This is a genomic window from Streptomyces sp. 891-h, assembly GCF_022760275.1.
GTDB lineage: Bacteria > Actinomycetota > Actinomycetes > Streptomycetales > Streptomycetaceae > Streptomyces > Streptomyces spirodelae.
Map to the genome: position 1 here is coordinate 7,741,563 of NZ_CP050693.1, position 21,493 is coordinate 7,763,055.

Consider the following 21,493-nt stretch of genomic DNA (forward strand, 5'->3'; position numbering starts at 1 on the left):
TGGGCCGCTCTGCCTGATCCACTGACGGCGGTTCTTCCGTGAGTACGGCGGTCGGGGTTGAGCAGGTACTGCACCTGGACGTCGGCGCTGTTGGCGCTGCGGACGAGCTGCGTGCCCGGCGTGCGAGACCTCCCCCGCCGCCGCCTTCCTCGGCCGCCGGCTCAACTGGTGCCTCGGCGCACGTTTCACTCGAGTACCACGTGTGGGCACAGTTGCCCGACTCCGAGCCCGTAGGCGAGAACACCGCGGCGGGCTGGCACCACCACGCCGCCCTGACGATCTGACCGCCCGTCTCGCGCTTGCGCGTGTCCTTCACGCCTCCGGGCCAGTTGTCGCATACGCGTACCCACAGCTACGAGGAGCCGAGATGAACGCCAGCGTTGCCGAAGCGGCCGAGACCGTACCGGAGACCTACTACACTCACCACGAAGGCTGCGGCCCGACCCCTCACCGGTCGAACGCGGCGGTCTTCCACCGGGAACTCACCACCCTCGACGTCGCCCTCTGCATGCGCGTCATCGAGAGGGGCACCGGCTCCGGCTACTCCGGCGCCCTCCTCTCCCACCTCGTCGGCCCGGAAGGGCGCGTCACGAGCGTCGACATCGACGGACACCTCACCCTCTGGGCCAACGTCGCGCACCACGACCGCGGCCTGAGCAACATCCGCTGCTACGAGGACGGCGCACAACCGACCGGGCTCGCCCTCTTCGACCGCAGCGTGGCCTGGTGCACCCCCGAACGCCTCCCGAAAACGTGGGGGCGGGAGGTGGCAGACAACGGCCTCATCATCACGCCGCTCCCCGTCGCGCTCGTACCAAACACCACTGTGGTCACCAAGATCCGGGTGAAGAACGACGGCCCTACGGTGGAAGCCATCTTCAACGGAGCGTACATCGAGGCGACCAACGGCCCGAAAACCGACCTCGACGCCCCCGGCCGCCGGATCGACTGGGACAACCGCACGGCCGTCTCGGCCCGGCTGGACGACCGCCGTGCCCGGCGCGCCCTCGAGGCGGCTCTCGCGGCGCCGTTGCCCTCTGCAGAAGTCCCCAACCCAGCCCCTGACTCGGGCCTGCACTGCCCTAAGGGAGCACCATCGACCGCCCAGCGGACCGGACGAGCAGGGCTGCGGCCCGGCCCGCAGCCGGACGACCGGGCCGGAGGTGTTGCCGTTCCTGCGGCAGTACAGGAGCAGATCGACCTGCTGGCCGCGGTGGATCCGGAGGCCGGGCGGCTGGCCCAGGAGGCTGCGTCTCGCATGTACGCACCTGCCGATGAGGCGGAATCCGACGCCGACCGGCAGCGTCGCATCACCACGGCGAGCGCGACCTGGTGCCGCCTGACGACTCACTATGCGGACCTGCTGGCCGCCCAGACACAGGGGAGTGCTGCATGAGTTTCCAGAGGAGAGGCGGCGAACCCCCCGTTGTCCGCTGCGAGGCGTGCCCCGGCCGCCCGATCCTGAACACGTACAACACTCAGATCGACACCAACCGCTGCCTGCGGTGTCAGGGCGAGCGGACGCTGGGGGAGTGGAAGGAGCGCCTGCCCGTCCCTCATCCGGAAGATCACCTGTGCACGGCTTGCCACCGGGAATGCCCCGGGTGCCAGGCCCTTACTCCCGATGGCGGCCTGTGCCGCACCTGTCAGGGCCTGTGTCGCACCTGCAACAACTCTCTGCCCGACGAGCGGCCCAAGCCGGGCGAAGGTCTCCTGCACATCGAGCCGGAACGCCGGCGGGATCGCCGCCGCCAGTGGCGGCGTACCTACTACCCCAACACGCTCGGCCAGGACCAGTGCGAGGCATGCCGGGCGGCAGCCTCGTGCGCGGACCCGGCACGACGGGTACTGGCCGAGCTGCCCGACCGGCTCGTGACCGCCTGCGGCGGCATCCTTCCCACGGTCATGCACACCCTCCAGTCCCTCCTGCCCACCACCCCGCCCGACGTGCTGGTCGAACGCATTCGGCGCCGCTGGTGGAACAGATGGGCCTCCCGCCCCCTGCACCGTGACCCCGGCGAGGACAGCGAAGGCTACCGGCCCGACGAGGTGGCCGTATGGCTGATCTCGCCCACTCCCTGTGCAGGGCGGTGCGAGGACGGCTGGTACCGGGCCGGTCCCCGCCAGCCCGACCAGGACGACCAGCCCTGCACCGTCTGCCGCGGCGGCCAGCTCCTCACCGACCGCGGCGACGCGCCACCCCTGCAGCGGCTGCAGTTCCGCCTGACGGACCAGCCACCCGCCCAGCCCAAGACTCGCACCGCAGCGCTCGCAGAGATGCGGGCCGCTTTGCCCTACCGCACCTCGCCCGGGAAACCGAAGGACCAGGAACTGGGCCACCGGCCGGCCACCGCCGAACGCGGCTCGGACCCCGTCCTGCAGACCATCCGAGCCCGCGCCGCCGACCCCGAGAACCAGCTGCGCGAACCCCCGGCACCGCCCGAGCCCGGCGAGGACGACAGCCTCATCCTCCGGGCCCGGGCCGCGCGCGAACGCGCCGACCAGGCCGACGCCACCCGGCAAGCCGCCCTCCAACGCGCCCGCGCTCAGCGCGGCGGGCATCTTCCCAAGAAGGCATTCGACCGCAGCCGGAACCGGCCAACCCCCTGACCATGGACCGAAAGGGCCCACGGCCCAGTACGGTGTCGGATCTGTCCGAACCCTGAAGATCCACTGCCCAAGAACCAACCGCACGACAGGCGGTGGAGCTGGCTGAATCCCGATCGCCGCACGGACGGCCCGATAGAGGGTCTCTGGAGGAGTTGGTGTACTGCGATGAGCGCTTCTTCACCACCAGGCCGTGCGCCTGGTGAAGTACCGGACCTGGCCCGTATTGCGCTGCGCCATGCCAAGGAGGCCGCCCACCGTCGGCAGACACGGTCAAGACGGGGTTCGCCTGTTCCTCGTTCGCGCCGTGGTGGGGGGCTGGCCCCGGTAGTGAGCATCCGCGACGTTCTGCTCACCCTGGAACAAGAGCGCTTCCCCCATGTGCTTGTTTCTCCCGCGGGCCGCGTTTGCGCACGATGGAAGCAGGTAGTCGGACCCAAGATCGCCATCCGGGTCCGCATCGCCGGCTTCGACGAGCAGACGGGCACTCTGGTCGTCGAAGCCGACAGCCAGGCGTGGGTCACCCAGACGCGTCGGCTGGGGCCCCAGCTGGTGCGACGCTTTCAGGAAGACGGCCTTCCGGTCAGCGCCTTGCGCGTCCGCCGGGCCAGCAGCGTGCAGCCGCCAGCCGGTGCTGAGGCGGTCGGGGAGCCGGTCACAGACGGAAGAGGCCACCGCGTCCGGCTTGACTTCCGGCCGGCCCCACCGCCGCTGACCGCCCGGCTGGAGGCAGCACGTCAACGGCAGGACGCCGCCATGCCGAAAGAATGCCTTCCCGCCATCACCTCAGACCGCTCTGCAGCGACCCACCAGGAAGCGCTCCTCCTCCATGCCAGGGCCCTGCGCCGTGCCCGGTCCGGCCGCCAGAACGACACCCACCCCCTGGAAGACTGTGACCTTCGCCCCAAACCTCAGGCACCTGAGGGCAGTTAGGCTTCCCGACCCACCTTCGCCGGCGCCACGGAGGGGCACATGGCAGACGAGACAGCACAGGACGGGCCCCAGCACGACATCAGCGCAGAGAAGACTGTCCTGCGCGGTATGTTCGGCTCATTCGACCTGATCGCCGACATCGTGCAAACCGTCGCCCCCAGCGACTTCTACCGGCCCGCCCACGAGCACACCTATCTGGCGCTCCTCGACGTCTACGGACGCACGTCGCCGAAGAGTTCCTCCCCTCCCAGCCTGGCCGACGTGATCGAGTCGTTGACGAAAGGTGAGCTGCTCGACCGGGCTGGCGGCCCTGACTACCTACGCTCGCTGACCACCCCGACTCCCTCGGCCGACACAGCCAACGCCGCCGCACAGAAGATCCGCGCGCTGGCCGTGCTACGGCGCGTGCGGCAAGCAGCGCAGCACATCGAGGCCTGCGCCGAAGCGGCGGACGCCGAGTCAGCCGATGCCCTTGCCGACACAGCACAGGTGGAGATTCTGGCCGCTACCGCTGGCCGCGCTGGCCTGGCTCCCGCCCTTGAGTTCGGTGACGTTCTGGAGAGCGTCTTCGACGAGATCGAAGCCTGCGCAAGCAAGCCCCCCACGCTCGCCGGCGTTCCCACCGGCTTCACCGACCTGGACGAACTCACCGGCGGCCTGCGCTCCGGCCAGCTTGTCGTCATCGCAAGCCGTCTCGCCATGGGGTCCACCTGCCTGGCCACGGGCCTGCTGCGCTCGGCTGCGATCCGGAACGGACTGCCCGCCGCGCTGTTCACCCGCGACGCTTCCGTCAACGAGATCGGCATGCGCCTGCTCAGCGCTGAAGCCCGCGTCGCCCTGCACCACATGCGCGCCGGGACCCTGCAAGACGAGGACTGGGTGCGCCTCGCCAGGCGCATTCCCGACCTGACGGACGCCCCCATCTATCTGCAGGACGACGCGAACGCCACCTTCGCCGAACTACGCGGGCACTGCCGGCGTCTGCACGCCGTTCGAGATGTGCAACTCATCGTCATCGACACCATCCAGATGCTCGACTATGGCACGAAACCCCTCGGCAGCCGCTACGAAGAGGTCTCCGAGGTCGCGCGCCGTCTCAAGCTCCTCGCCCTCGAACTCCGCATCCCCATCGTTGCCGTCTCCACCCTCAACCGGAACCCCGAACTGCGCGACGATAAAAAGCCCCAGCTCAACGACCTGCGTGACTCCGGCGCACTGGAGGACGTGGCTGACCTGGTCATCCTCATCCACCGGGAAGACGCCTACGACAGGCAATCGCCCCGCGCAGGCGAAGCTGACCTCATCGTCGCCAAACACAACAACGGCCCCACCGCCACCATCACCATCGCATTCCAAGGCCACTACGCGCGATTCATCGACATGGCCCAGGTATGACTGATGTTTTTGTGGGTTCTTAGATTCCGTGGCATTTTCCCGCCGCAGTCTCACGCCGATGTCATGTCGCAGGTCAGTCGAACGACTTTGGGCGCTCGTAGCAGTGCTCCGGTCCCGCACGGTCCTCGTAGCGGTGGTAGAGCTCGGAAGGCTGGGGACAAGCGCGCGGGTTGTGGTGGCCCCTTGCTTGATGGACAGGGCTGATCGCTCCCGCGGTCAGCCTGCCCGGGGGATGAGGCCCTCCGCTGGCGGCCCGGGCATGCGGTGACGGAGTTCCTGGACCTGGCGATCTGTCTTCTGCCTCCGAACCGCGTGGACGTGGTCGTTGTACGACTCGGGTCGCCCCGTACACGAGCGTCCCTGCTCCGCCCCGCAGTGCGTGCAGGGAGCCGAGAGCCTGATCTTCTGGGTCTCCCTGGCCAACGTCTCGCGGTAGTGGTTGGGGCAGCCGTACAGGGCGATGATCTCCGTGCACGGCTCCGCATCGGCGGAGTCGGCCCAGCCACAGCGGTCTTCCAGCCGTGGGGCGTGCAAGGCGCAGGGCGAACCGTCCGCGCGCCGCGGGTAGGGGCATCGCATGGCGACGATGACTCCCGAGTCCTCCGTCCGCACTTGGGCCCCAAACATGCGTACCATCGCGCCTTCTGCTACCCCGGTGAACGTCCCCTTTCCATACAGGGGTGTTCCGGGACAGCGATCGGGGTCCGGATCGGCTCCATCCGGCAAAGGCCAATCAGCGTGCTCCGCGCAGGGCTCACCGGGGGTACTCACTTCCACCGGGCATCCGTCGTACTTCTTGTACTGGTAGCCATGGCCACAGCGAGGTCGCAGGAGCCGACGTAGCGTTCCCGCCAGGTCGTCGGCCCGCATGCCATCGGACGGGTCGAGGACGGCTTTGCCGAGTTCGAGGAGCTGTGCGACGTCGGCAGCCATCTGTGCCGGCATGTGGACTCGGCTAGCGACGCCCTTGGTGAAGAGGGCCGCAGGGGGAGCGGGAGCTTTCGCCATGCTCCGTCAACGACAATGCCGAGACCTGCGAGTCATTCTGATGTGAGGTTCACTCATCCAGCCCATTCAACTCTGGCGTGCCAAGGCACGCCCCTCAGGCGATGGCAGCGAGGCGGTGTGGGCGGCACCGCTCTCATCCAGAAATTCCGCGCCTAACATCGACACTTCGGCGGTAGCCCTGCGCGGCCAGCCCGAGATGGTCCGCCCGCTGTTGGGAAGATGCCGCCACCCATCAACAGCCCATGGCCAGCAGCTCCCACCCGGCGTCACCATCCACCGGCCGCCTCCCGACGGCCGCGTTCGGCTCCGCCCGTACCGATCCGAGAGGCACCGCCACGATGAACACCGCTGCGGTACTGACGCAGCTGGCAGAGACGGCGGTGGCCGTTTTCCCTCTACCGGCCCGGATCGTGGGCCTGTTGTCGGAGGGAATCGGTCCGGTAGCGGCCGACCAACGCCGGCCGACGGATAATGCTCAGATCACCAGGTCCATCGGGGCGGAGCTGACCTCAGCGCCCGGAGCGCACTGGTGCAGGTCGAAGGGGCCGCCCAGCTTGGACAGCACGGTGGGCCGCGTCGTACGGGCGAGGCTCTCCTGTCGGTAGCGCGGGCCGGTGTCGAACCGCCTGGCTTCCACCTTGTAGGCGTTGGCACGCCATTCCTCCACGTGCTGCAGGATCGCCTCCATCAGCTCAATCTCCCGCTCAGTGGTGCTGCGGGCGGCGGCGGTCTCCCTCAGCACGGCTACCATCGTCAGCCCGTCGGCCATACTCAGCCACGTAGTGTGCTTCTCCTCCCGGAGGCTTGTGCGCAGGCGGACCAGGACCCCATCCAGCGGGACCGACTTCCATGCCACGGTGCGCGGCGCGGCCGGGTCCTCCTCAAGAGAGGACAACATCACCGCACACTCGTAGGAGTTCAGCCCGATACCGCTGCCAACGAACACGTGATGGAAGACGCGCAGCAGCACGTCCCGCAGCCGCGGCCGGGCCCGGCGCAGGTACAGACAGTGGGTGCACAGCCAGCCCATCGGCTGGTAGTAGAAGGCGGGGGTGGGCATCCGCCCTACCAGGTCGCCTACTGGAACTGGGTCCGCGCACAGCCCGCAGACCATCTCGCTGCACGCCCAGGTGACCCGGGCGTGCCGGGGAAGCCTGCAGGCGACGCCTGCAGGCCGCTGGGAGACCGGCTTATGCCGCTTCTTCCGGCTCTGTAGCTCGGCCGCATCGACACTCCAGGCCATGAGCTGGCGCACTGCCTGCCGCCGGTCGTGATCGTCACCCGCCTCCGGGGCGATACCGATCATGTGTGTCAGACGTTCTGTGACCCGGGCCTCGTTCATGCCGGCTACCGGGGCGACTGCGGCGATCCCGTCCGTGACCGCACGGTGCAGCGCGGCTGCTCGCAGTACGTCGGGGGAGGCCTGCGGCTCGAACTCCACCTGGAACAACGTCATGGACACCTGACCTCCCGGCTCAACCACTGGGCTCCACCATGCCCCCACAAGGCCGGGCAGCAGGGCCACCGTCACCTGCATGGAGCAGCAGCCTCCCCCGAGTGAGCCTGAGTCCACCGCCCTGGCGGTTTCGCGAGGGCGATATCAGACGAAGAACGGGCCCCCGCGCTCGGAGAGAACGGAAGGGACGTCGGTCTGCTGCAGGATGGCCCGCCGCCACTGGGTGCGGCTGCCAAAGCAGTCAGGGTCCAAGCCTGCGGGGTTGGTGCGCCACTCGGATATGTGATGTTCGGCCGCGCGCAGCACCGTCTCCTCGTGGGTGCTCAAGCTGTCGGCTGGCGTGAGGGCCAGCGTTGCCATGCAGGCGTGCACGCCGTGGTAGCGCACCGGCATCTCCGGAACCGAAGCAGGCGCGTCGATGATGGCTTCCAAATCGTCGAAGGCTTCCCGCAGGCGTGCGGAGCTGTCCGGAAGCGTCACCTCCAGCAGCCACCGCAGCAGGCACTCCGCCTCGGTCTGGTTGAGCCGGACCGCCCAGCCGCGGAAGGTGAGATGGAAGATCCGAAGGAGTACATCGACGCGGCGCGGTTTCGAGCGCCGCTCGTGCAGACAGTGGGCACACAGCCAGCTCGGGGCTGCAAAACCGCGTTGAGGTGGGGCATGCGGTACCCCCACCTGCTCTCCGGCCGCGATAGGTCCCGCACACAGACCGCAGGCGGAGTCAGCGGGTGCCGTACGCGAGCGCCGCAGCGTGGAGGGCGGCGACGTGGCGGCGGACTCGGCATCGCCCAGGTAGACGTGATACGCCCCTGGCGTGGCCATCCACTCCTGGACGCGACGGACGCCGTCCCGCAGTTGCTCCTCGTCGGCCTGCTTGCGCTGGTCCACGCCCATGGCGTAGTTCAACGTCATCTGCACGGCGGGAATGGACTGGCCGGTGGCGGCAGCCAGCGGCCCCACCGCGTCGGCGATCACGTCTCGCAGCGCCTGCGCGTCCAGCTGGGCGAGGTGGGCTTCCGTCAGCTCGCGCAGGGCCTGCCTGCGCCGGTCCGGGCCGTCCGGGGGGATCAGGGCGGGGTTGTCAATCCACCGGTCCACCAGGGTCATCGCGTCCGCCAGTTGCGGCCATGTGGCTGTGGCGCGCCGTGCCGCTCCCGTGGCCCTGTTCAGCAGGGTGTTGATCGCGTACGCCGAGCGCTTCCCCTGCTTGCCGGCCTGGGCGGCCTTGTTGTTGAGGCTTACTCGCGTGCGGTTGTAGCTGAGCATCACCACCGGGTCGCACTGTCGGCATCGGCCGTCCGCGGCCGCCGCAGGTCCCTGCCCGCAGGCCGTGCATACGAACCCCGCGCACTCGCCGCACAGTGCTTCGGCGTCGGCGGGAATCTCGGCGCCAGCAGGGAATTCCGCGCGCATCTGCTCAGCAACCGACCTGCACCACCCCGTGCAGAGCTCCTGAGCGCGAGCGGCTCCCGCGACCTTGACCAGACCCTGTCGTGCCACGGGCCGGCCTTCCTTTGCTTCCCGCTCGCCGGTGTCGCCCAAGGGCTCCATCGCTGCTGCTCGGTAGGCGGTAGCCAGCCGGGCGTCGGTGCTGTTGTCGACCTTGCGCTCACCTCGGCTCTCGAGGCATTGGCACGGCAAGCGCTCCGCATACCCGATGTACTCCGCACCGAAGCATCCGCACTGGGGGCACAGCGTCCACTGGTAGCCGGAGTCCTCGCCGCCCGTGTTCATTCCTCTCCATGCGGCCTCCAACGAGCCGAAGGGAAGACCGCCCAAGCGCAAGAGCGCCCGCCCCTGCCACTCCTCTCCCACCACGATGGGCTGTTGGCCGGCCAGCTCAACAGCCCACCCGACCTGCCCGGCATCCTCATCGCTGTCCTCTTCCCAAGGCGTGTCCACGGTCAGCTCACGGCCATGGACAGCTGCAGCGAAGCGTGCCCACACAGCGGGAACGCGGCCATCTGCGGTCGTCTCCTCAGCGTCGAACCAGATGCGCTGCTCTGGCAGCCAGAACGCGGGCACATGTTCTTCACCGTCCGACGCATGGAAGGACATCGGCTCGTAGAGGTAGGGCACATCGAGCTCATCGAAGAACACAGACCATCTGGCATGCAGCACTGAACGGAACTCGCTGGTGATGACCTCGTACATCCCGGGCTCCCTTTGCCGGACGGCTCGTGCTTGGCACCTCACAATGAGGTGCGCCATCAGGCACAGGACCGTGCCGTCACTACTTCAGCCCACACAGTTCGCTCTGCCGGGGGGAGAGGGCCCGTACCAGCGCCTGCCAGCGTTCAGGGGCACCCGGCCCGTGGTTCCGATGCTTCCCTGGCCTGGAATGCGGCGTGGGACGGCGCTACTCGCGTGCAAGTTCCCCCGGCGTGGGCCAACTGGCTGCGTCCTGGCGGCAGCTCGGGGCGTGTCCACTATGGGGGGGATCGGCCCACCGTTTTCGAAGGTCGGTTCGAGGCGGATTGCCGATGTTGATATTTACTGACCGTTAGAGTGCGTGTCTTGAGGGTGACGTTGTAGCGTGCCCGCACATAGAAGCCCCCCGGGACGAATTGCAGCCCGGCCCGGGGGACTTCCTCAACATGTTGTCGATCAGGGGGGTCTGATGACCGCTGACCGAAACCCGGTATTCCGCCTGCTGGCGGGCCCGGGTCTTGACCGTAGCATCTCGCATTTCCGGGGGGTTCAAACCTCTTGGGGCTGTGCTCTGCGAGTCAACGTGCGCCTGGGAGCGGCCGGTGCTCTGGCCGTGCTGTGGGCCACCGCCAACTCCGGTACTCCGATCGCTGCTGCGGCCGCACTGGCGGGAGTGGCGGCCGCAACGCTGCACGGCTCGGCCGTTTCCGTCACCGCTTTCCGGCAGGCCAGCAGGTTCTGACCTGGCCCTCGCTGCCGCCAGGGCTGAGGCGACGGGGACCTCGCCCTGGCCGGCACCGCCCCCACCCGCCGGCCCCCACCGCAGGACCGGACGCCCGGTCCACGGTGAGCGGCCGCGTGGGCGGCTGTAATTGCAAACACGTCGTCACCGGGTCCGGAAACCAGGCCCGGTCTCCAAGGACTCCCTATGAGCAGCAGCACCCCCCGGCCTCAGTACTGCGAGAACCCCGACTGCGGCAAAAGACTCCACCAAGAGCCGCTCGGCCGCCCGCGGAAGTACTGCGACGAGGCGTGCGGGAAAGCCGCCCGCAGCGCGCTGGGCAGCACACGCCCAGTCAGCACTTCCTCCGCGGAAGAAGAACACCGCCGCCAACTCCGCCAGATCGCCGAGGACCTGGTCCGCAACGCCACCGCGATACGAGACCAGCTCCAACACGAGGACCTGTCGCCCTCGGAGTGGGTGCGCCTGCTGCACCGCATCCGGGAGGTGGGGGAGGACCATGAGGACCTGAGCACCGCCATGGTGCAGGTCACCCGGGATCGCGGTATCCCCCTGGCCCGGCTCGCCGAATGCTGGGAGGTCACCCCCTCACGCGTCAGCAGGGTCTGGCCCGCGAGCCGGTTTCCCGGCCGCATGCAGCGCCGCGCCGAACGCAAACGCCAGCGCGCCCACCGCTTCACCTCGCGCCCCACCACCCCCACCACCGGCGCACCCGACTCCGCAGACCGCAGCGGATCACCAGGCCCTCCCGAAATCCCTCCGCCCCGCCCCGACCAGGCGGCCTCCCTCCGGCGAAGCAGCGCCGAGGGAGCGAAGGCCGAGCCGGAAGCCCAGTTCTCCAGTGCGCTGTCCTTCCTCATGCGGGACGCCGACAACACCGCTGCCGCCCTGGCACGCAAGGCGGGAGTCTCCCGCTCCTACGTCTCCCGCATCCTGGCCGGCGACCGCTTCCCCTCCTGGCAGGTCACCAAGTCCCTGGTGCAGGCCTGCGGCGGCAGCACCGAGGACATCCGCCCGCTGTGGGCCGCCGCGCACGACAGCATCTACTCCTCACCCCGCCGCGTCCTGGACGGCACCCTCCACACCGTCCTGCGCGGCCTCTACCTGGCCGCCTCCCGGCCCACCACCGACGCCATCCGCGCCACCCGCCCCGCCCTGGCCCCCGCCGACATCACCGGCCTTCTCGAGGGCCTGACCGTCCCCGACTGGCGCACCGTCGAAAACCTGGTAGTGGCCCTGCGCGGGCAGCCCGACCTCATCCGCCCCCTGTGGGAGGACGCCACCACCGCCCACCACCGCTCGTCACACTCGCCTTCACCGCCCACCAGCCCACTGCCCGCCGCCGCGTTCGGATGACCGCACCGACCCGCCCCGAGGCCCCGGCACCCATGAACACCCCCAACGCCCCGGTCTGCCTGACCCGCACCGCACCCCGACGCGGCAGGCAGCTCCCGCCCCTCACCCTCCCACCTGCCTTCGAAGCCTTCTGCCTCCTCCACCACGACACCTACCAGCGCTACGCCCACCTCCACGGCACCCCCGAAGCCGTCCCCCGCGCGTTCGGCGACCTGGCCACCCAGTGGCAGACCCTGCTGACCCGCCGCGACCTGACCGCCCACGCCTGGCAGACCTTCACCCGCTACATCCCCCGCCCCACTCTCCGCACGGCCGCCTGCCCCGGCCAGTACGACGCCCGTGTCCTCCATCACCAGCTGGGCTGCACACCCACGCACATCGCCGAAACCCTCGGCACCGATCTACCCACCATCCGCTGGTGGCTCTCCCAACCCCCATCGCCAGGCACCACGCACAGCCAGCTACGCGGCGCCCCGCGCCCGCGCGGCGGACCGGGCCATCCCCGCGACGCCGGGCGGGGCCAAGGCGTACGGTTACCCGGGGAAGGGAGGTCATCCGTGGACGCCACACTCAAGACCGTCATCGACGGCGAGCTCGTGGAGCTGCCAGGCACCATCGCAGGCATCCGCGCCACCATGGACCCCGAGCAGGCCGTCGAGTTCGACCGGCAGATCGAGCACGTGCCCGCCCCCCAGCTCCCGGCCGCGCTGGCCAGCTGGGCGCTGGAAGGCACCGGTGCCGACGAAGAGGACGACGAGCTCTTCGACCGCCTCGCCCGCGGCGAGGACATCGGCGCCATCAGCGCCGGCCCCGACTCGGAGGTGGCGTGAGCCGCTACCACCTCCAGTACGCACCACCAGCCGACCAGGCACGCCGCTCCATGCCCCCCGCACTGCGGACCGTCTTCGACGCCGGAATGCGGGAGCTGGCCGCCGACCCCTACGGCCACGACTCCACCCCCGTCAAAGACGATGCCGACCGCCGGGAGGCCACGGTCAGCGGTGTCGTGGTCCGCTACTACGTCAGCAACGCGATCCTGACCGTCACCGTCGTCCGCATCATCTACATCTGATCCCGGGGCAGCCCCGGCGGAAGTGCGCCAGCAGCCCCCATCGTGTGGTTTGGCGCCCGAATCCCGCCGCGCACGCGTCCCGCAGCGCTACGAATACGGCCGTGATCATCCTGACTCGCGGCCTGCTGGCCGCTGCCGTGACCGTGCCGCTACTGACCGCTGCCACTCCCGCAGGCGCCGAGCCTGCCCCCGCCCGGGAGCGCGTGAACCTGGCGGTGGAGCAGGCCATCGACGCCCTGCCCACCGCGGCCGAATCCCGCGCCGGATACAAGCGCAGCAGCTTCAAGCACTGGATCGACGCCGACAAGGACGGCTGCACCACGAGGCAGGAAGTCCTCATCGAGGAAGCCATCGAGGAGCCCGTCATCGGCACGGGCTGCTCCCTCACCGACGGAACATGGCGCAGCTACTACGACGGCAAGACGACGGACAACCCTCGATCCCTGGACATCGACCACATGGTGCCGCTCGCCGAAGCGTGGGACTCCGGCGCTTCCCAATGGAGCGCGAAGAAGCGCGAGCGCTACGCCAACGACCTCGGCTCGCCGAGCTCGCTGGTCGCGGTCACTGCGCGCTCAAACCGTCAGAAAGCTGACAAAGACCCCGCCGAGTGGTGGGTGCCGGCCAAGGACGCCTCCTGCCAGTACCTCGCCGACTGGGTCGCGACCAAAACCCGCTGGAAGCTCGCCGTCGACCAGACCGAGAAGCAGGCTCTCACCAGCCGGGCAGTCGAGTGCTCCGGCACCCGCGTCGCTGCCGACATCGCCCACTAAACGGAAAGAACAGACGGAAGGGGCCCGCCGTGCGGGCCCCTTCCAACACATACCGCTGTTGCTCGACGGGCGCGTACAGTTCGACAGGTGTCCACTCCTGCTCAGCAACCCTGCGGTGCTCTCCACCGCGTGACCTGCCAGTTCCGCTCCGGCGAGCTGCCGCTCCTTGGCGAGTGGGCCGACGAGGAAACTGCGGAACGCAAATACACCGAGTGGCTCGGACAGTGGGGCGGGCCGGGAGTGACACTGACGCTCACCCGGACGACACCGGACGGCGGCCGCACAATTATCCGGCAGTGGCCCGAGCCAGGAGAACATCATGCGTGATCACAGCCTCGATGACAGCGGCTAAGAGCCGGTCGGGCAAGACGCTTCATCCGTGGGAATATCGCGCGCTATGCCTCGCGCTTGGTTGCGGACGCGGGTTCCCCGCCAGGCGTCTCAGCAGAGTGGCCACTGCGGAGAGAATGCGCCCCGATTCTGCTGTGAGCCGCTGGCATCGCCGGCACAGGAACCTGTACAGGCCAGGACCTCGACCGTGGGCATCGGCGTGGGGGGTGAGCCCGACATCGGTTCCACAGGCGTCGCACCGGGCGGGCATCGGCGGCAGCTGGCCGGTGCGCACGGCAGCGAACAGCAAGATGGCCGCCACCAACTGCTCTTCCGGGTCGGCACGGACACTCGCGGGGGTAACGAGGAACGGCTCAGGCGGGACGCCGGACTGCTCAATGGGCCAGAACCACGCCTCTTGACGCAGCCAGGTCGCAAGGCGGCTGCCAGGGGTGGTGGGCGGATGCGGCGCGCTCGCTGTCCGGGCTTCCGTGGCGAGGACGGACAGGACGGCGGCGCGGTCTTCGGCCGCCGCTTGAATCCACCGGTCCAGGAGCGCGCCGGCGCCAACAGTCTCGGGGTTTTGCACTGCGACAGTAATCAGGCTGATCAGGCCGAGGGGATGGGAGTCAGTCACCAGGCCGCCCTCCTGGCTTTGAGGCAGCGGCCTACGGCGCACGTCGCCCCTCTGTCGGATGCGTCAGCCCTCTCTGGAGTATCAGCGACCAGCATTCTCTGAGCGGGCATGCAGACGAGAGTCCAGATGGTGCGGCTCACGGAGCTCCTTCGAATCGTCAGGGTCAGTGAGTGATGCGGCAGGACGGCTGGGAGAGCCGCGCACAGTACCGGCGAGAGGGCCCTGGCCGTATCCGTAGAACCCGCCCGCAGGTCCTCTCGTCCCCGGGGCACGCGCCCGCCTCGATCACGATGGGTGCTCCTCGCTCACCGCCGCTTCCGTGCTCTTGGCGCCGCGTTCATGCGCGATGACGTAAGGGCGTACGAGGGCCAGAGCTTCGCCGTCGAGCGGGCGTTCGCGCCTTCGTACGTGCTCGGGTGGCGGACGACGGGCGTAGGCCGGGGCGGCGGGAAGTACGGCCGTCGACTCGGGCGGTTGCGGACCGGCAAGGGCAACGGCCGCTCGCTGCCAGGCCGAGCGCAGGCGTCGGCGTGCCGGTTCTCCTAACCAGATGTCGACCAGAGAGATAAGGTCGCGCACAGGATCTCTCCTCACAGGGGATTTCTGTCCCTCGACGACCGCTGGAACGGCCGCCGGGGAAGTTCCGCATCCCTGCCACGGAGGCCGGGAGCGACCGGCGCTTGACCGGGCAGGGGTGCGAGGGCTTCAGTGCTGCTCGACGAGGGCGGGCGCCTCAAACGGGCCAGCCTTCGCGCAGGAAGCGCTGGTGTGTGGGATGCGCCAGGACGTCCAGGGCCTGGGCGATCCGGCGGCCCTGGATGTCGTTGCAGTAGTCCGAGAGCTGCTGGCGGGAGATGAAGGCCCAGTCGGTCAGCTCCTTCGGCTGGCCGTCGGCTGCTGGCGGGAGGTTGATGGTGGTGCCGTTGGGCAGTACGCCGCCGTCGAAGACGAAGTTGTAGCCCTCGGCGGCGCCGCTGGCGGGGTTCGCCGGGATGTAATCCACCACCAAGAGCGGACCGACGGTGAGATCGGTCAGTCCGGTCTCCTCGATGCCCTCACGCAGAGCGGCCTGATCGGCGGTTTCTCCGGGCCGGGCGCCGCCGCCGACCAGCTGCCAGCTCCACCAGGCGGCGCGGTAGCCGGGCTTGACCAGGAGCGGGTCGCCGGCCTGGTTGCGGAGAAGCAACAGGCCACCGATGCGGCGCTGCCCTGGCTGGCGGTTGTCGTGGTCGCCGTGCATGGGTTCCTCCGGGAAAAGGGGATGGGCTGGAGTCAGGCGGCGAGCATGTACCGGTCGTAGAGGCTGATGAACGCGGCGCGGTCCAGGTCCACCACGACAATGCGGTGGTCGGACAGGCTCTGGGGATCGATGACCACGACCCGGGTGATGGCGGGTGCCAGTGCCTTGGGGAGGTAGATGCGGTCGATCCGCCGGGCCGGTCCCTGATCGGCCCGCGCATACGGCGGGGTCGGCGCGGTGGGCTCGATGGCGAGCCGCCGCGCGTGCCCCTTCGCGGAGCGGCCGAAGTGTCTGGCGGCGTCCGCGAAGCCCGCCTTGGTGAGGGTCTTGTCGGGGTAGCTGTCCATCCGGCGCCAGCCGAGGAAGGCCGGGCGGCTGCGGTGCACCAGGTGCCGCAGGTCGGTGATGGACCACGGTCGTGGCAGCCGCACCTCTGCCCGGACGCGGCCTCTCCGAGCTGGAAACGAGTTGAAATCGCCGCCGACGATGGCCGGGAGGGGGCTGGCGCATCCGGCGAGGCGGCGGTCCCCGAACCGCGTCGCCATCTCGACCTCCGCCTCGCGCAGGCTGACGGAGTCGAAAGCCAGGTGCAGGCTGGCGGCCACGACATCCACGGCTCTGGGGGCGTCGCACAGGCGCAGGGTCACGGCGGCGGGGTGCAGCCACCAGGCCGGCCAGTGCTCGATACCGGCCCAGGTCGCATCGGTGTCAGCGGGCGAGAGTTCGAATACGTCGGGCCGCCAGTAGACCGCGGTGGCGCCCAGGTGCGGGGCGAGCACGCCGTCCATGCCGAGCGCGTCTTTGGACGCCTGCCACAGGCCCGTGGCCGGGTCTTCGCACCCCTTCATCTCCTGCCGCAGCAGCAGGTCAGCGTCCAGAGAGGCCAGCAGCGCGTGCATGCGCTCCCACCGCTCGCGATCGCCGCCCCCGTTGCGCTCGAAATTGCAGGTGACCAGACGTATCCGGCGCTGCTGGTGTTGCTGATCGCTCACGTGGCTCCTTCTGTTCGTCGGGTGGGAGTCAGCAAAGTGCTCTGTGCTCCTCGTCGCCTCCGGGCCGCGGCTGCTGGGACCTCCCGCAGACGACTGCCGGGCCCACCCTGGCGTCGTGGCGGGCAGCGGCGACGAAGATCACGACGGCCGTCACGCCGAGGACCGGTCTCGGCAGCGGTTGCCCCAGCCCTTCCGCGAGCCAGTCCCCGTAGACCTCCTTGGGCCGCTCCTTGCGGGCGCGGGCGTGCAGCCGGGCCGCGAACGCGTGAGCTTCGGACTCGATGACGGGCAGCGGCAGCTCGCAGGTGCGGAATGCCAAGCCGACCAGCAGATTGGTCAGCGCGGCATCCGGAAGCGCTTCCCAGGCCGCCAGCGCCTCCTGGCGCCGGCCGAGCGCTGCAAGCGCCGCCGGTACGTCCCGGACATCGCCTCTCAGGATCTCGTCTATCTCAAAATCGAGGTCCGGAAGTACGTCACTCCACGTGGCGCGCGTGCGCGCCGGTTCGCGGCGCGGCCGGGTTGTCATCGCGGTTTCCTCTGCCTGGTACTGCGGCGCCCGAAGAGGACTCGCCCCAGCCACGTGCTGTGGACGGGCCGGTCCGCCAGCCCGACCGCCACGGCGGCATCCTCAAGTCCGTCGAGGGCGTAGTAGGCCCGGCGCAGCCGGATGAAGGCCCGCATGCGCGGCAGCGTCCAGAAGCTCATGTAGGGCGTCACTTTCGGATCCGTTGGAGCCCGGCCCCCGCAGAGCGCACACCGATATGGGGGCCGGGAGTCAGTGGGTGCCGCTCGCGGCGGCTGGACTCATCAGGAGGACCGGCAGGGAGCGGTCACGCGTTTCCTCGCAGGAGTGGTGCCGGCGACCACAGCAGCGATTCGGGCGAACTCCCGCTCCAGCGCTACCGGCCCCATGCGAGCGGCCTCCTCGTGCAGGTCGGCCGGCGTCACCGTGTGAAGGGCAACGACCGTTCTGGCTGCAACCACCCACGGCAGGCCCCGAGTGCCGTACTCGACTTGGACCAGGTCCCGGCCGGGGATCTTGGTCACCGTTCCCGGCACGAAGGGGGTGCCGGCGACGCCCCAGGCCGGGGCCTGCCCTACCCAGGCCGCTACGTACCCGTCGTCTCGCAGGGGAGGGCAGACCTGGACGGCGATGACAGCGCACGGCACGCATACGGGCGGGCTTGTTGTCCGCTCGCCCTCTTCCACCGGCCGACCGACGTCCCTCATCAGGAACAGGTGGGGGCCGTCGGGGTCCGGCGGGCTCTGGCGACACACCTGGCACCGCATGTCCAGCATGCAGCGGCGCTGCCGGAACGCATGGACCCTCTCCAGCCGGGGCTTGCCGCACCGGGCCTTCGGGCGCAGCGGAGCCCGCACCCACAGCGCGCCGAAACTGTCCCGGTCATACGGCGTCTCGTCGGTGTAGGCCAGCCCCGTACGGCCCGGAAGAAGGGTCAGCGGACCGATGTAGCTTTCCTCTTCACTGCGGCCCGCGATGAACGGGACCACACCCGGAGGCGGCTTCGGCAGCACGGGTCAGTCCCTCCCCGGCATGCAGTTCGGGTTCTCCGCATCCTCGGCAGCCTTCACGGCGTCGAGGAACGGCTCCAGCAGCGCGCCGCCCGTGGTCACACCCTCACCAGCCGGAGCGTCCGCAGGGTGGTGGGTAGGTGGCACGAGCCAGCCGCGGGCGCCCACCAGCTCAGGCAGGCACACCGTGGGCGGCGGGAGGAGTACCAGCGTGCCGCGCAGCAGAAACTGGGAGCGGGGCGCATACCAGCGCGGCGCCGAGCCGCATTCGAGAAGGAACTCCCCGCCCAACGGCCCGAGCACGACCGGACCCACCCGGCGGCCGGCCGCCCGCATCCGGCGCGCCGCATCCTCCGCAACGGCGCCCGGCACGCGAAGGACATCGAACCCGAGCCCCGCCGGAACCTCGGCCAGGACCCCCCGCCGCCAGGCTGCAAGAGTGCTCTCCAAACGCCCGGTCGCCCGGAGCAGGTTGTAGGGCACCGGATCTACCGCGGCGGGCCGATCCTCCAGCGCCGCGCGCGGCGCTGGAAGCCCGGGCACGGCGGTCCCCTCGACTCCGCCGCGCTCAGGGGCGAGGGCGCGGAAAATGCCGACGTGGTCACCGTGGGCGTGGTCGGTCACTCGGTGGCCGATCAGAGGGTGTGCCCGATTGCCCAAGTTGGCCGCCCGCCCCTTCACTTCGCGGCCTTGATCTCTTCTTCATTCGCGAGGCGGAGCGTTGCAGGCTTTGCTCGCCAGGCGGGGGCGTTCCCGTGGATCGGGACAATCAACGTGGCTTCAGGCCCCAGGTGTTCGGACGGGTAGGCGCGGGGGTCCGCAACCCTGCCGAGGGCGTCCCTCACCACGTCGTAGACGTACGTCCCGGGGGCGAAGGCGCAGTTGTCGCCGTTCTGCTTCTTCGGAGTCGTGGTCATGGCGCTGCCTCGCTAGTCGTGAGCGTGGTAGACGGGTCCGCACGCGACGGGGGCGCCGACGGACCCGCGGCGCACCGGCCGGTGCGCTGCTCGGCCCGGTGCGCGACGACCAGTTCAACGACCTGAAGACGGTAAAGGGCAGGAAAATACAGGAGTGGATGGTTGCGAGCACCCGGAAATTTCCGGGTGCTCGTCTTCCACGCTTCATGATCAGCCGGTTACGTTGAGTGGGTGACCGGAAATTTCCGCCTCCAGATCGCCATGGAAGAACACGGCTTCACGCAGCCGGAGTTGGCCAAGGCCGTGAACGCCGCGCTACGTGCGGCAGGCGAGCGGGACAGCGTGGGCGACCGCACGGTCCGCACATGGCTGACCGGAAAATCCAGCTGGCCGCACCGTGCCAAGCGGGAGGCGCTGGAGGCAGTATTCCGGTGCTCCATCAAGCACCTGGGGTTCTACCCTCCGGGTGCTCCCGCACCGCCGCAGGAGGACCCCGACGTGATCCGCCGCAGGTTCCTGACCGGCGTCGGGGGCGCAGCCGCCGCCGTCGCCTCCCCTTTCACCCCAGAAGCCGCAGCCCGGCCGAGCTGCGTCGGCTCGGCCGACGTGATCCGGCTCCGTGACCACGTCGCAAACCTTGTCGCGCTCGATGCCGAGCGCGGTGGACACACTGCTCTGGAGCGGGCCGCGCTCGCTGGAGCCTCAGAAGCCCTGGGGCTGCAGGAACGGTCCGCGACTCAACGCATCCGGCGTCGCCTGTTCGCTCTCGCCTCCGACTACACCGCGACTGCGGCGTGGTCCCTGATCGACGCCGGCAAGCTCGATGGAGCTGGAAGGCACCTGGACCGGGCCCTTACTCTCGCGGGGATGGCACAGGACCCCGACATGATCATGCAGGTATGGAACCTGCGGGCCATGCTCGCCCGGCAACGCAAGGACTACCCCGAGGCCGTAGCCGCCAGCCAGGCCGCTCAAGCCCTGCCGATTGTGCGACGCAGTCCGCTGCATGCCTCCCTGGCTCACGCCCGGACCGCTGTCGGGCTCGCCCACCTGGGTGACCGGCGGGAGGCCCTGCGATCACTTGGCCGGGCGGAAGACGCGTTGAGCAAGGACAGTAGGGCAGCGCCACGGCCCTCGTGGATCACCTTCTATGGGCCCGCTGAGCTGTACGCGCTGACAGCCGTTGTACGTGACGTCATCGGCGAACCGGCACAGGCCGAAGCCGCCTCGTACCGGGCACTGACCGCACTGCCGGCCTCCTATCGCCGCAACCGGGCACAGACCACTGCGCGACTGGCTCTGGCACAGCTCCACCAGGGAGAGGTAGAGCAGGCGTGCGAAACCGGCGGCGAGGTATTCACGATCATGGCCGGAGACGCGCTTCCCGGCCGGATGCGCCGCGTGCTCGGTGACTTCCAACGCGACTTGATCAGCCGGGCACCCTCCGCGCGTATCGCTCATGAGTGGACCGACCGCTACCGGAATGAATGGAGCACCCCATGACCACGGCGACCATTGAGCTGCGGCATTACGGCCATGACGACCTGCCCCAGATCAGGCAAACGCTGCTCGATGTGCACGCCGATGCGTACGCAGACGAGATGGACGACGAGTTCACCCAGCGATTCCCCTGGTTTGTCGACCACTGGGGCGGCAACGAGGGCTTCGCGTGCGTCATCGGCTACGACCAGGACGAACCAGTCGGATTCGCCTACGGTGCACCGGCCGTTCCCGGCCGCGAGTGGTGGCGCGAGCACCTGAGCAACCCGCCAGCAGATGCGTCTACCTTCTCATTCTCGGAGCTGATGGTCCGGCCGAAGTGGCGCAAGACCGGCATTGCAGAGCGGCTGCATACGGCGCTCGTTGAGAGCCGACCGGAGGCCCTGGCTGTGCTCCTGGTCGACCCCGGCCACCCCAAGGTCCAGGCTCTCTATGAGACCTGGGGCTACCGGGCCGTTGGCAACCGGCAGCCGTTCCCAGACTCCCCGAATTTCACCGTCATGATCCGCGATCTCAAGGCATAGCTCGCACGGGGCCCCTGCCGGGGCCCCGTGAGTATGCCGCGCACGGCGGCGCTGTCTGATGCTGCCACCTCAACCCCACATGCGTCCTTCTTGCGGGGCCGGAACTGGTCGGCGCTCAGGCGGCGGTAGGAGAGCCCGCTTCCGCGCCGGGAGGTCTGGCGGCGGCCGGGACCCAGCCAGCTTTGCGGCGAGGCTTCCTCGGAGTTGGCGCCCTCGACAGCTCTACTCGCCAGGAGGCCGTCTTGCGGACCCCTCGTTCCTCTGACCATCCTCAAACTGACGGGACAGGCAGCAGAAGGAGAACGATGGACCGGCACAGGGGCGAAC

Annotated in this window: 21 protein-coding genes; 12 read left to right on the forward strand and 9 right to left on the reverse strand. The window is 69.3% G+C overall.

From position 1 onward, the window contains the following. Positions 1-367: 367 nt before the first annotated feature. The 4 genes from HC362_RS34390 to HC362_RS34405 all read left to right on the forward strand — a co-directional run bounded on the left by HC362_RS34390 (position 368) and on the right by HC362_RS34405 (position 4,935). Positions 368-1,396, forward strand: a complete 1,029-nt coding sequence (locus HC362_RS34390) for a protein-L-isoaspartate(D-aspartate) O-methyltransferase (protein WP_243088240.1) — start codon at positions 368-370, stop codon at positions 1,394-1,396. Further along, positions 1,393-2,610, forward strand: coding sequence for a hypothetical protein (locus HC362_RS34395; RefSeq protein WP_243088241.1), 1,218 nt, complete (start codon positions 1,393-1,395; stop codon positions 2,608-2,610). The genes HC362_RS34390 and HC362_RS34395 overlap by 4 nt, the downstream gene beginning before the upstream one ends. Positions 2,611-2,937: 327 nt before the next feature. Beyond that, positions 2,938-3,540, forward strand: a complete 603-nt coding sequence (locus tag HC362_RS34400; RefSeq protein WP_243088242.1) for a DciA family protein — start codon at positions 2,938-2,940, stop codon at positions 3,538-3,540. 39 nt (positions 3,541-3,579) lie between these two features. Continuing rightward, on the forward strand, positions 3,580-4,935 hold the full coding sequence (locus HC362_RS34405) for a replicative DNA helicase (RefSeq protein ID WP_243088243.1): 1,356 nt from the start codon (positions 3,580-3,582) through the stop codon (positions 4,933-4,935). Between the two features lie 1,483 nt (positions 4,936-6,418). Here HC362_RS34405 and HC362_RS34410 read toward each other — a convergent pair. Further along, positions 6,419-7,399, reverse strand: coding sequence for a hypothetical protein (locus HC362_RS34410; RefSeq protein WP_243088244.1), 981 nt, complete (start codon positions 7,397-7,399; stop codon positions 6,419-6,421). Between the two features lie 144 nt (positions 7,400-7,543). Beyond that, entirely contained in the window at positions 7,544-9,553 is a 2,010-nt protein-coding gene (locus tag HC362_RS34415) for a hypothetical protein (RefSeq protein WP_243088245.1), read from the reverse strand. A 580-nt stretch (positions 9,554-10,133) separates the two neighbouring features. Between HC362_RS34415 and HC362_RS34420 the strand changes: the two genes are divergently transcribed. The 6 genes from HC362_RS34420 (at position 10,134) to HC362_RS34445 (ending at position 15,006) form a co-directional block, all read left to right on the forward strand. Next, a complete protein-coding gene (locus tag HC362_RS34420) occupies positions 10,134-10,292 on the forward strand; it encodes a hypothetical protein (RefSeq protein ID WP_243088246.1) in 159 nt (52 codons plus the stop codon). 186 nt (positions 10,293-10,478) lie between these two features. After that, a complete protein-coding gene (locus tag HC362_RS34425) occupies positions 10,479-11,648 on the forward strand; it encodes a helix-turn-helix transcriptional regulator (protein WP_243088247.1) in 1,170 nt (389 codons plus the stop codon). Then, positions 11,645-12,478 carry a hypothetical protein gene (locus tag HC362_RS34430; RefSeq protein WP_243088248.1) on the forward strand — a complete coding sequence of 278 codons (834 nt, stop codon included), beginning with the start codon at positions 11,645-11,647 and terminating at the stop codon, positions 12,476-12,478. The genes HC362_RS34425 and HC362_RS34430 overlap by 4 nt, the downstream gene beginning before the upstream one ends. Positions 12,479-12,528: 50 nt before the next feature. After that, positions 12,529-12,720, forward strand: a complete 192-nt coding sequence (locus tag HC362_RS34435; protein WP_243088935.1) for a hypothetical protein — start codon at positions 12,529-12,531, stop codon at positions 12,718-12,720. A 101-nt stretch (positions 12,721-12,821) separates the two neighbouring features. Further along, positions 12,822-13,493, forward strand: a complete 672-nt coding sequence (locus HC362_RS34440) for an HNH endonuclease family protein (protein ID WP_243088249.1) — start codon at positions 12,822-12,824, stop codon at positions 13,491-13,493. 1,306 nt (positions 13,494-14,799) lie between these two features. Then, complete coding sequence (locus tag HC362_RS34445) at positions 14,800-15,006, forward strand: hypothetical protein (RefSeq protein WP_243088250.1); 207 nt, start codon at positions 14,800-14,802, stop codon at positions 15,004-15,006. Positions 15,007-15,193: 187 nt separating this feature from the next. Here the strand turns inward: HC362_RS34445 and HC362_RS34450 are convergent, their stop codons facing one another. The 7 genes from HC362_RS34450 to HC362_RS34480 form a co-directional block, all read right to left on the reverse strand. After that, positions 15,194-15,700 carry an NUDIX hydrolase gene (locus tag HC362_RS34450; protein WP_243088251.1) on the reverse strand — a complete coding sequence of 169 codons (507 nt, stop codon included), beginning with the start codon at positions 15,698-15,700 and terminating at the stop codon, positions 15,194-15,196. A gap of 32 nt (positions 15,701-15,732) precedes the next feature. Next, positions 15,733-16,692 (reverse strand): endonuclease/exonuclease/phosphatase family protein, encoded by a 960-nt coding sequence (locus HC362_RS34455; RefSeq protein WP_243088252.1) that lies wholly within the window; start codon positions 16,690-16,692, stop codon positions 15,733-15,735. Positions 16,693-16,720: 28 nt separating this feature from the next. Further along, positions 16,721-17,218, reverse strand: coding sequence for a hypothetical protein (locus HC362_RS34460; protein ID WP_243088253.1), 498 nt, complete (start codon positions 17,216-17,218; stop codon positions 16,721-16,723). After that, complete coding sequence (locus tag HC362_RS34465) at positions 17,215-17,397, reverse strand: hypothetical protein (RefSeq protein ID WP_243088254.1); 183 nt, start codon at positions 17,395-17,397, stop codon at positions 17,215-17,217. Before HC362_RS34465 ends, HC362_RS34460 begins: the two co-directional genes overlap by 4 nt. A gap of 102 nt (positions 17,398-17,499) precedes the next feature. After that, positions 17,500-18,228 (reverse strand): hypothetical protein, encoded by a 729-nt coding sequence (locus HC362_RS34470; protein ID WP_243088255.1) that lies wholly within the window; start codon positions 18,226-18,228, stop codon positions 17,500-17,502. Between the two features lie 3 nt (positions 18,229-18,231). Beyond that, complete coding sequence (locus tag HC362_RS34475) at positions 18,232-18,849, reverse strand: hypothetical protein (RefSeq protein WP_243088256.1); 618 nt, start codon at positions 18,847-18,849, stop codon at positions 18,232-18,234. Between the two features lie 53 nt (positions 18,850-18,902). After that, positions 18,903-19,142: a hypothetical protein gene (locus HC362_RS34480; protein ID WP_243088257.1), complete on the reverse strand. Its 240-nt coding sequence runs from the start codon at positions 19,140-19,142 to the stop codon at positions 18,903-18,905. Between the two features lie 231 nt (positions 19,143-19,373). Between HC362_RS34480 and HC362_RS34485 the strand changes: the two genes are divergently transcribed. Together HC362_RS34485 and HC362_RS34490 are read left to right on the forward strand one after the other, a co-directional pair. Then, a complete protein-coding gene (locus tag HC362_RS34485) occupies positions 19,374-20,645 on the forward strand; it encodes a hypothetical protein (protein ID WP_243088258.1) in 1,272 nt (423 codons plus the stop codon). After that, positions 20,642-21,166 (forward strand): GNAT family N-acetyltransferase, encoded by a 525-nt coding sequence (locus HC362_RS34490; RefSeq protein ID WP_243088259.1) that lies wholly within the window; start codon positions 20,642-20,644, stop codon positions 21,164-21,166. Before HC362_RS34485 ends, HC362_RS34490 begins: the two co-directional genes overlap by 4 nt. Positions 21,167-21,493: the final 327 nt, after the last annotated feature.

Bases quoted from the DNA above. Each gene is read 5' to 3' on its own strand.
- HC362_RS34480 (WP_243088257.1), bottom strand. From the start codon at position 19,142: ATGACCACGACTCCGAAGAAGCAGAACGGCGACAACTGCGCCTTCGCC.
- HC362_RS34465 (WP_243088254.1), bottom strand. From the start codon at position 17,397: ATGAGCTTCTGGACGCTGCCGCGCATGCGGGCCTTCATCCGGCTGCGC.
- HC362_RS34445 (WP_243088250.1), top strand. From the start codon at position 14,800: ATGCGCGATGACGTAAGGGCGTACGAGGGCCAGAGCTTCGCCGTCGAG.
- HC362_RS34490 (WP_243088259.1), top strand. From the start codon at position 20,642: ATGACCACGGCGACCATTGAGCTGCGGCATTACGGCCATGACGACCTG.
- HC362_RS34430 (WP_243088248.1), top strand. From the start codon at position 11,645: ATGACCGCACCGACCCGCCCCGAGGCCCCGGCACCCATGAACACCCCC.
- HC362_RS34390 (WP_243088240.1), top strand. From the start codon at position 368: ATGAACGCCAGCGTTGCCGAAGCGGCCGAGACCGTACCGGAGACCTAC.
- HC362_RS34405 (WP_243088243.1), top strand. From the start codon at position 3,580: ATGGCAGACGAGACAGCACAGGACGGGCCCCAGCACGACATCAGCGCA.
- HC362_RS34415 (WP_243088245.1), bottom strand. From the start codon at position 9,553: ATGTACGAGGTCATCACCAGCGAGTTCCGTTCAGTGCTGCATGCCAGA.
- HC362_RS34395 (WP_243088241.1), top strand. From the start codon at position 1,393: ATGAGTTTCCAGAGGAGAGGCGGCGAACCCCCCGTTGTCCGCTGCGAG.
- HC362_RS34460 (WP_243088253.1), bottom strand. From the start codon at position 17,218: ATGACAACCCGGCCGCGCCGCGAACCGGCGCGCACGCGCGCCACGTGG.
- HC362_RS34410 (WP_243088244.1), bottom strand. From the start codon at position 7,399: ATGACGTTGTTCCAGGTGGAGTTCGAGCCGCAGGCCTCCCCCGACGTA.
- HC362_RS34435 (WP_243088935.1), top strand. From the start codon at position 12,529: ATGCCCCCCGCACTGCGGACCGTCTTCGACGCCGGAATGCGGGAGCTG.
- HC362_RS34450 (WP_243088251.1), bottom strand. From the start codon at position 15,700: ATGCACGGCGACCACGACAACCGCCAGCCAGGGCAGCGCCGCATCGGT.
- HC362_RS34425 (WP_243088247.1), top strand. From the start codon at position 10,479: ATGAGCAGCAGCACCCCCCGGCCTCAGTACTGCGAGAACCCCGACTGC.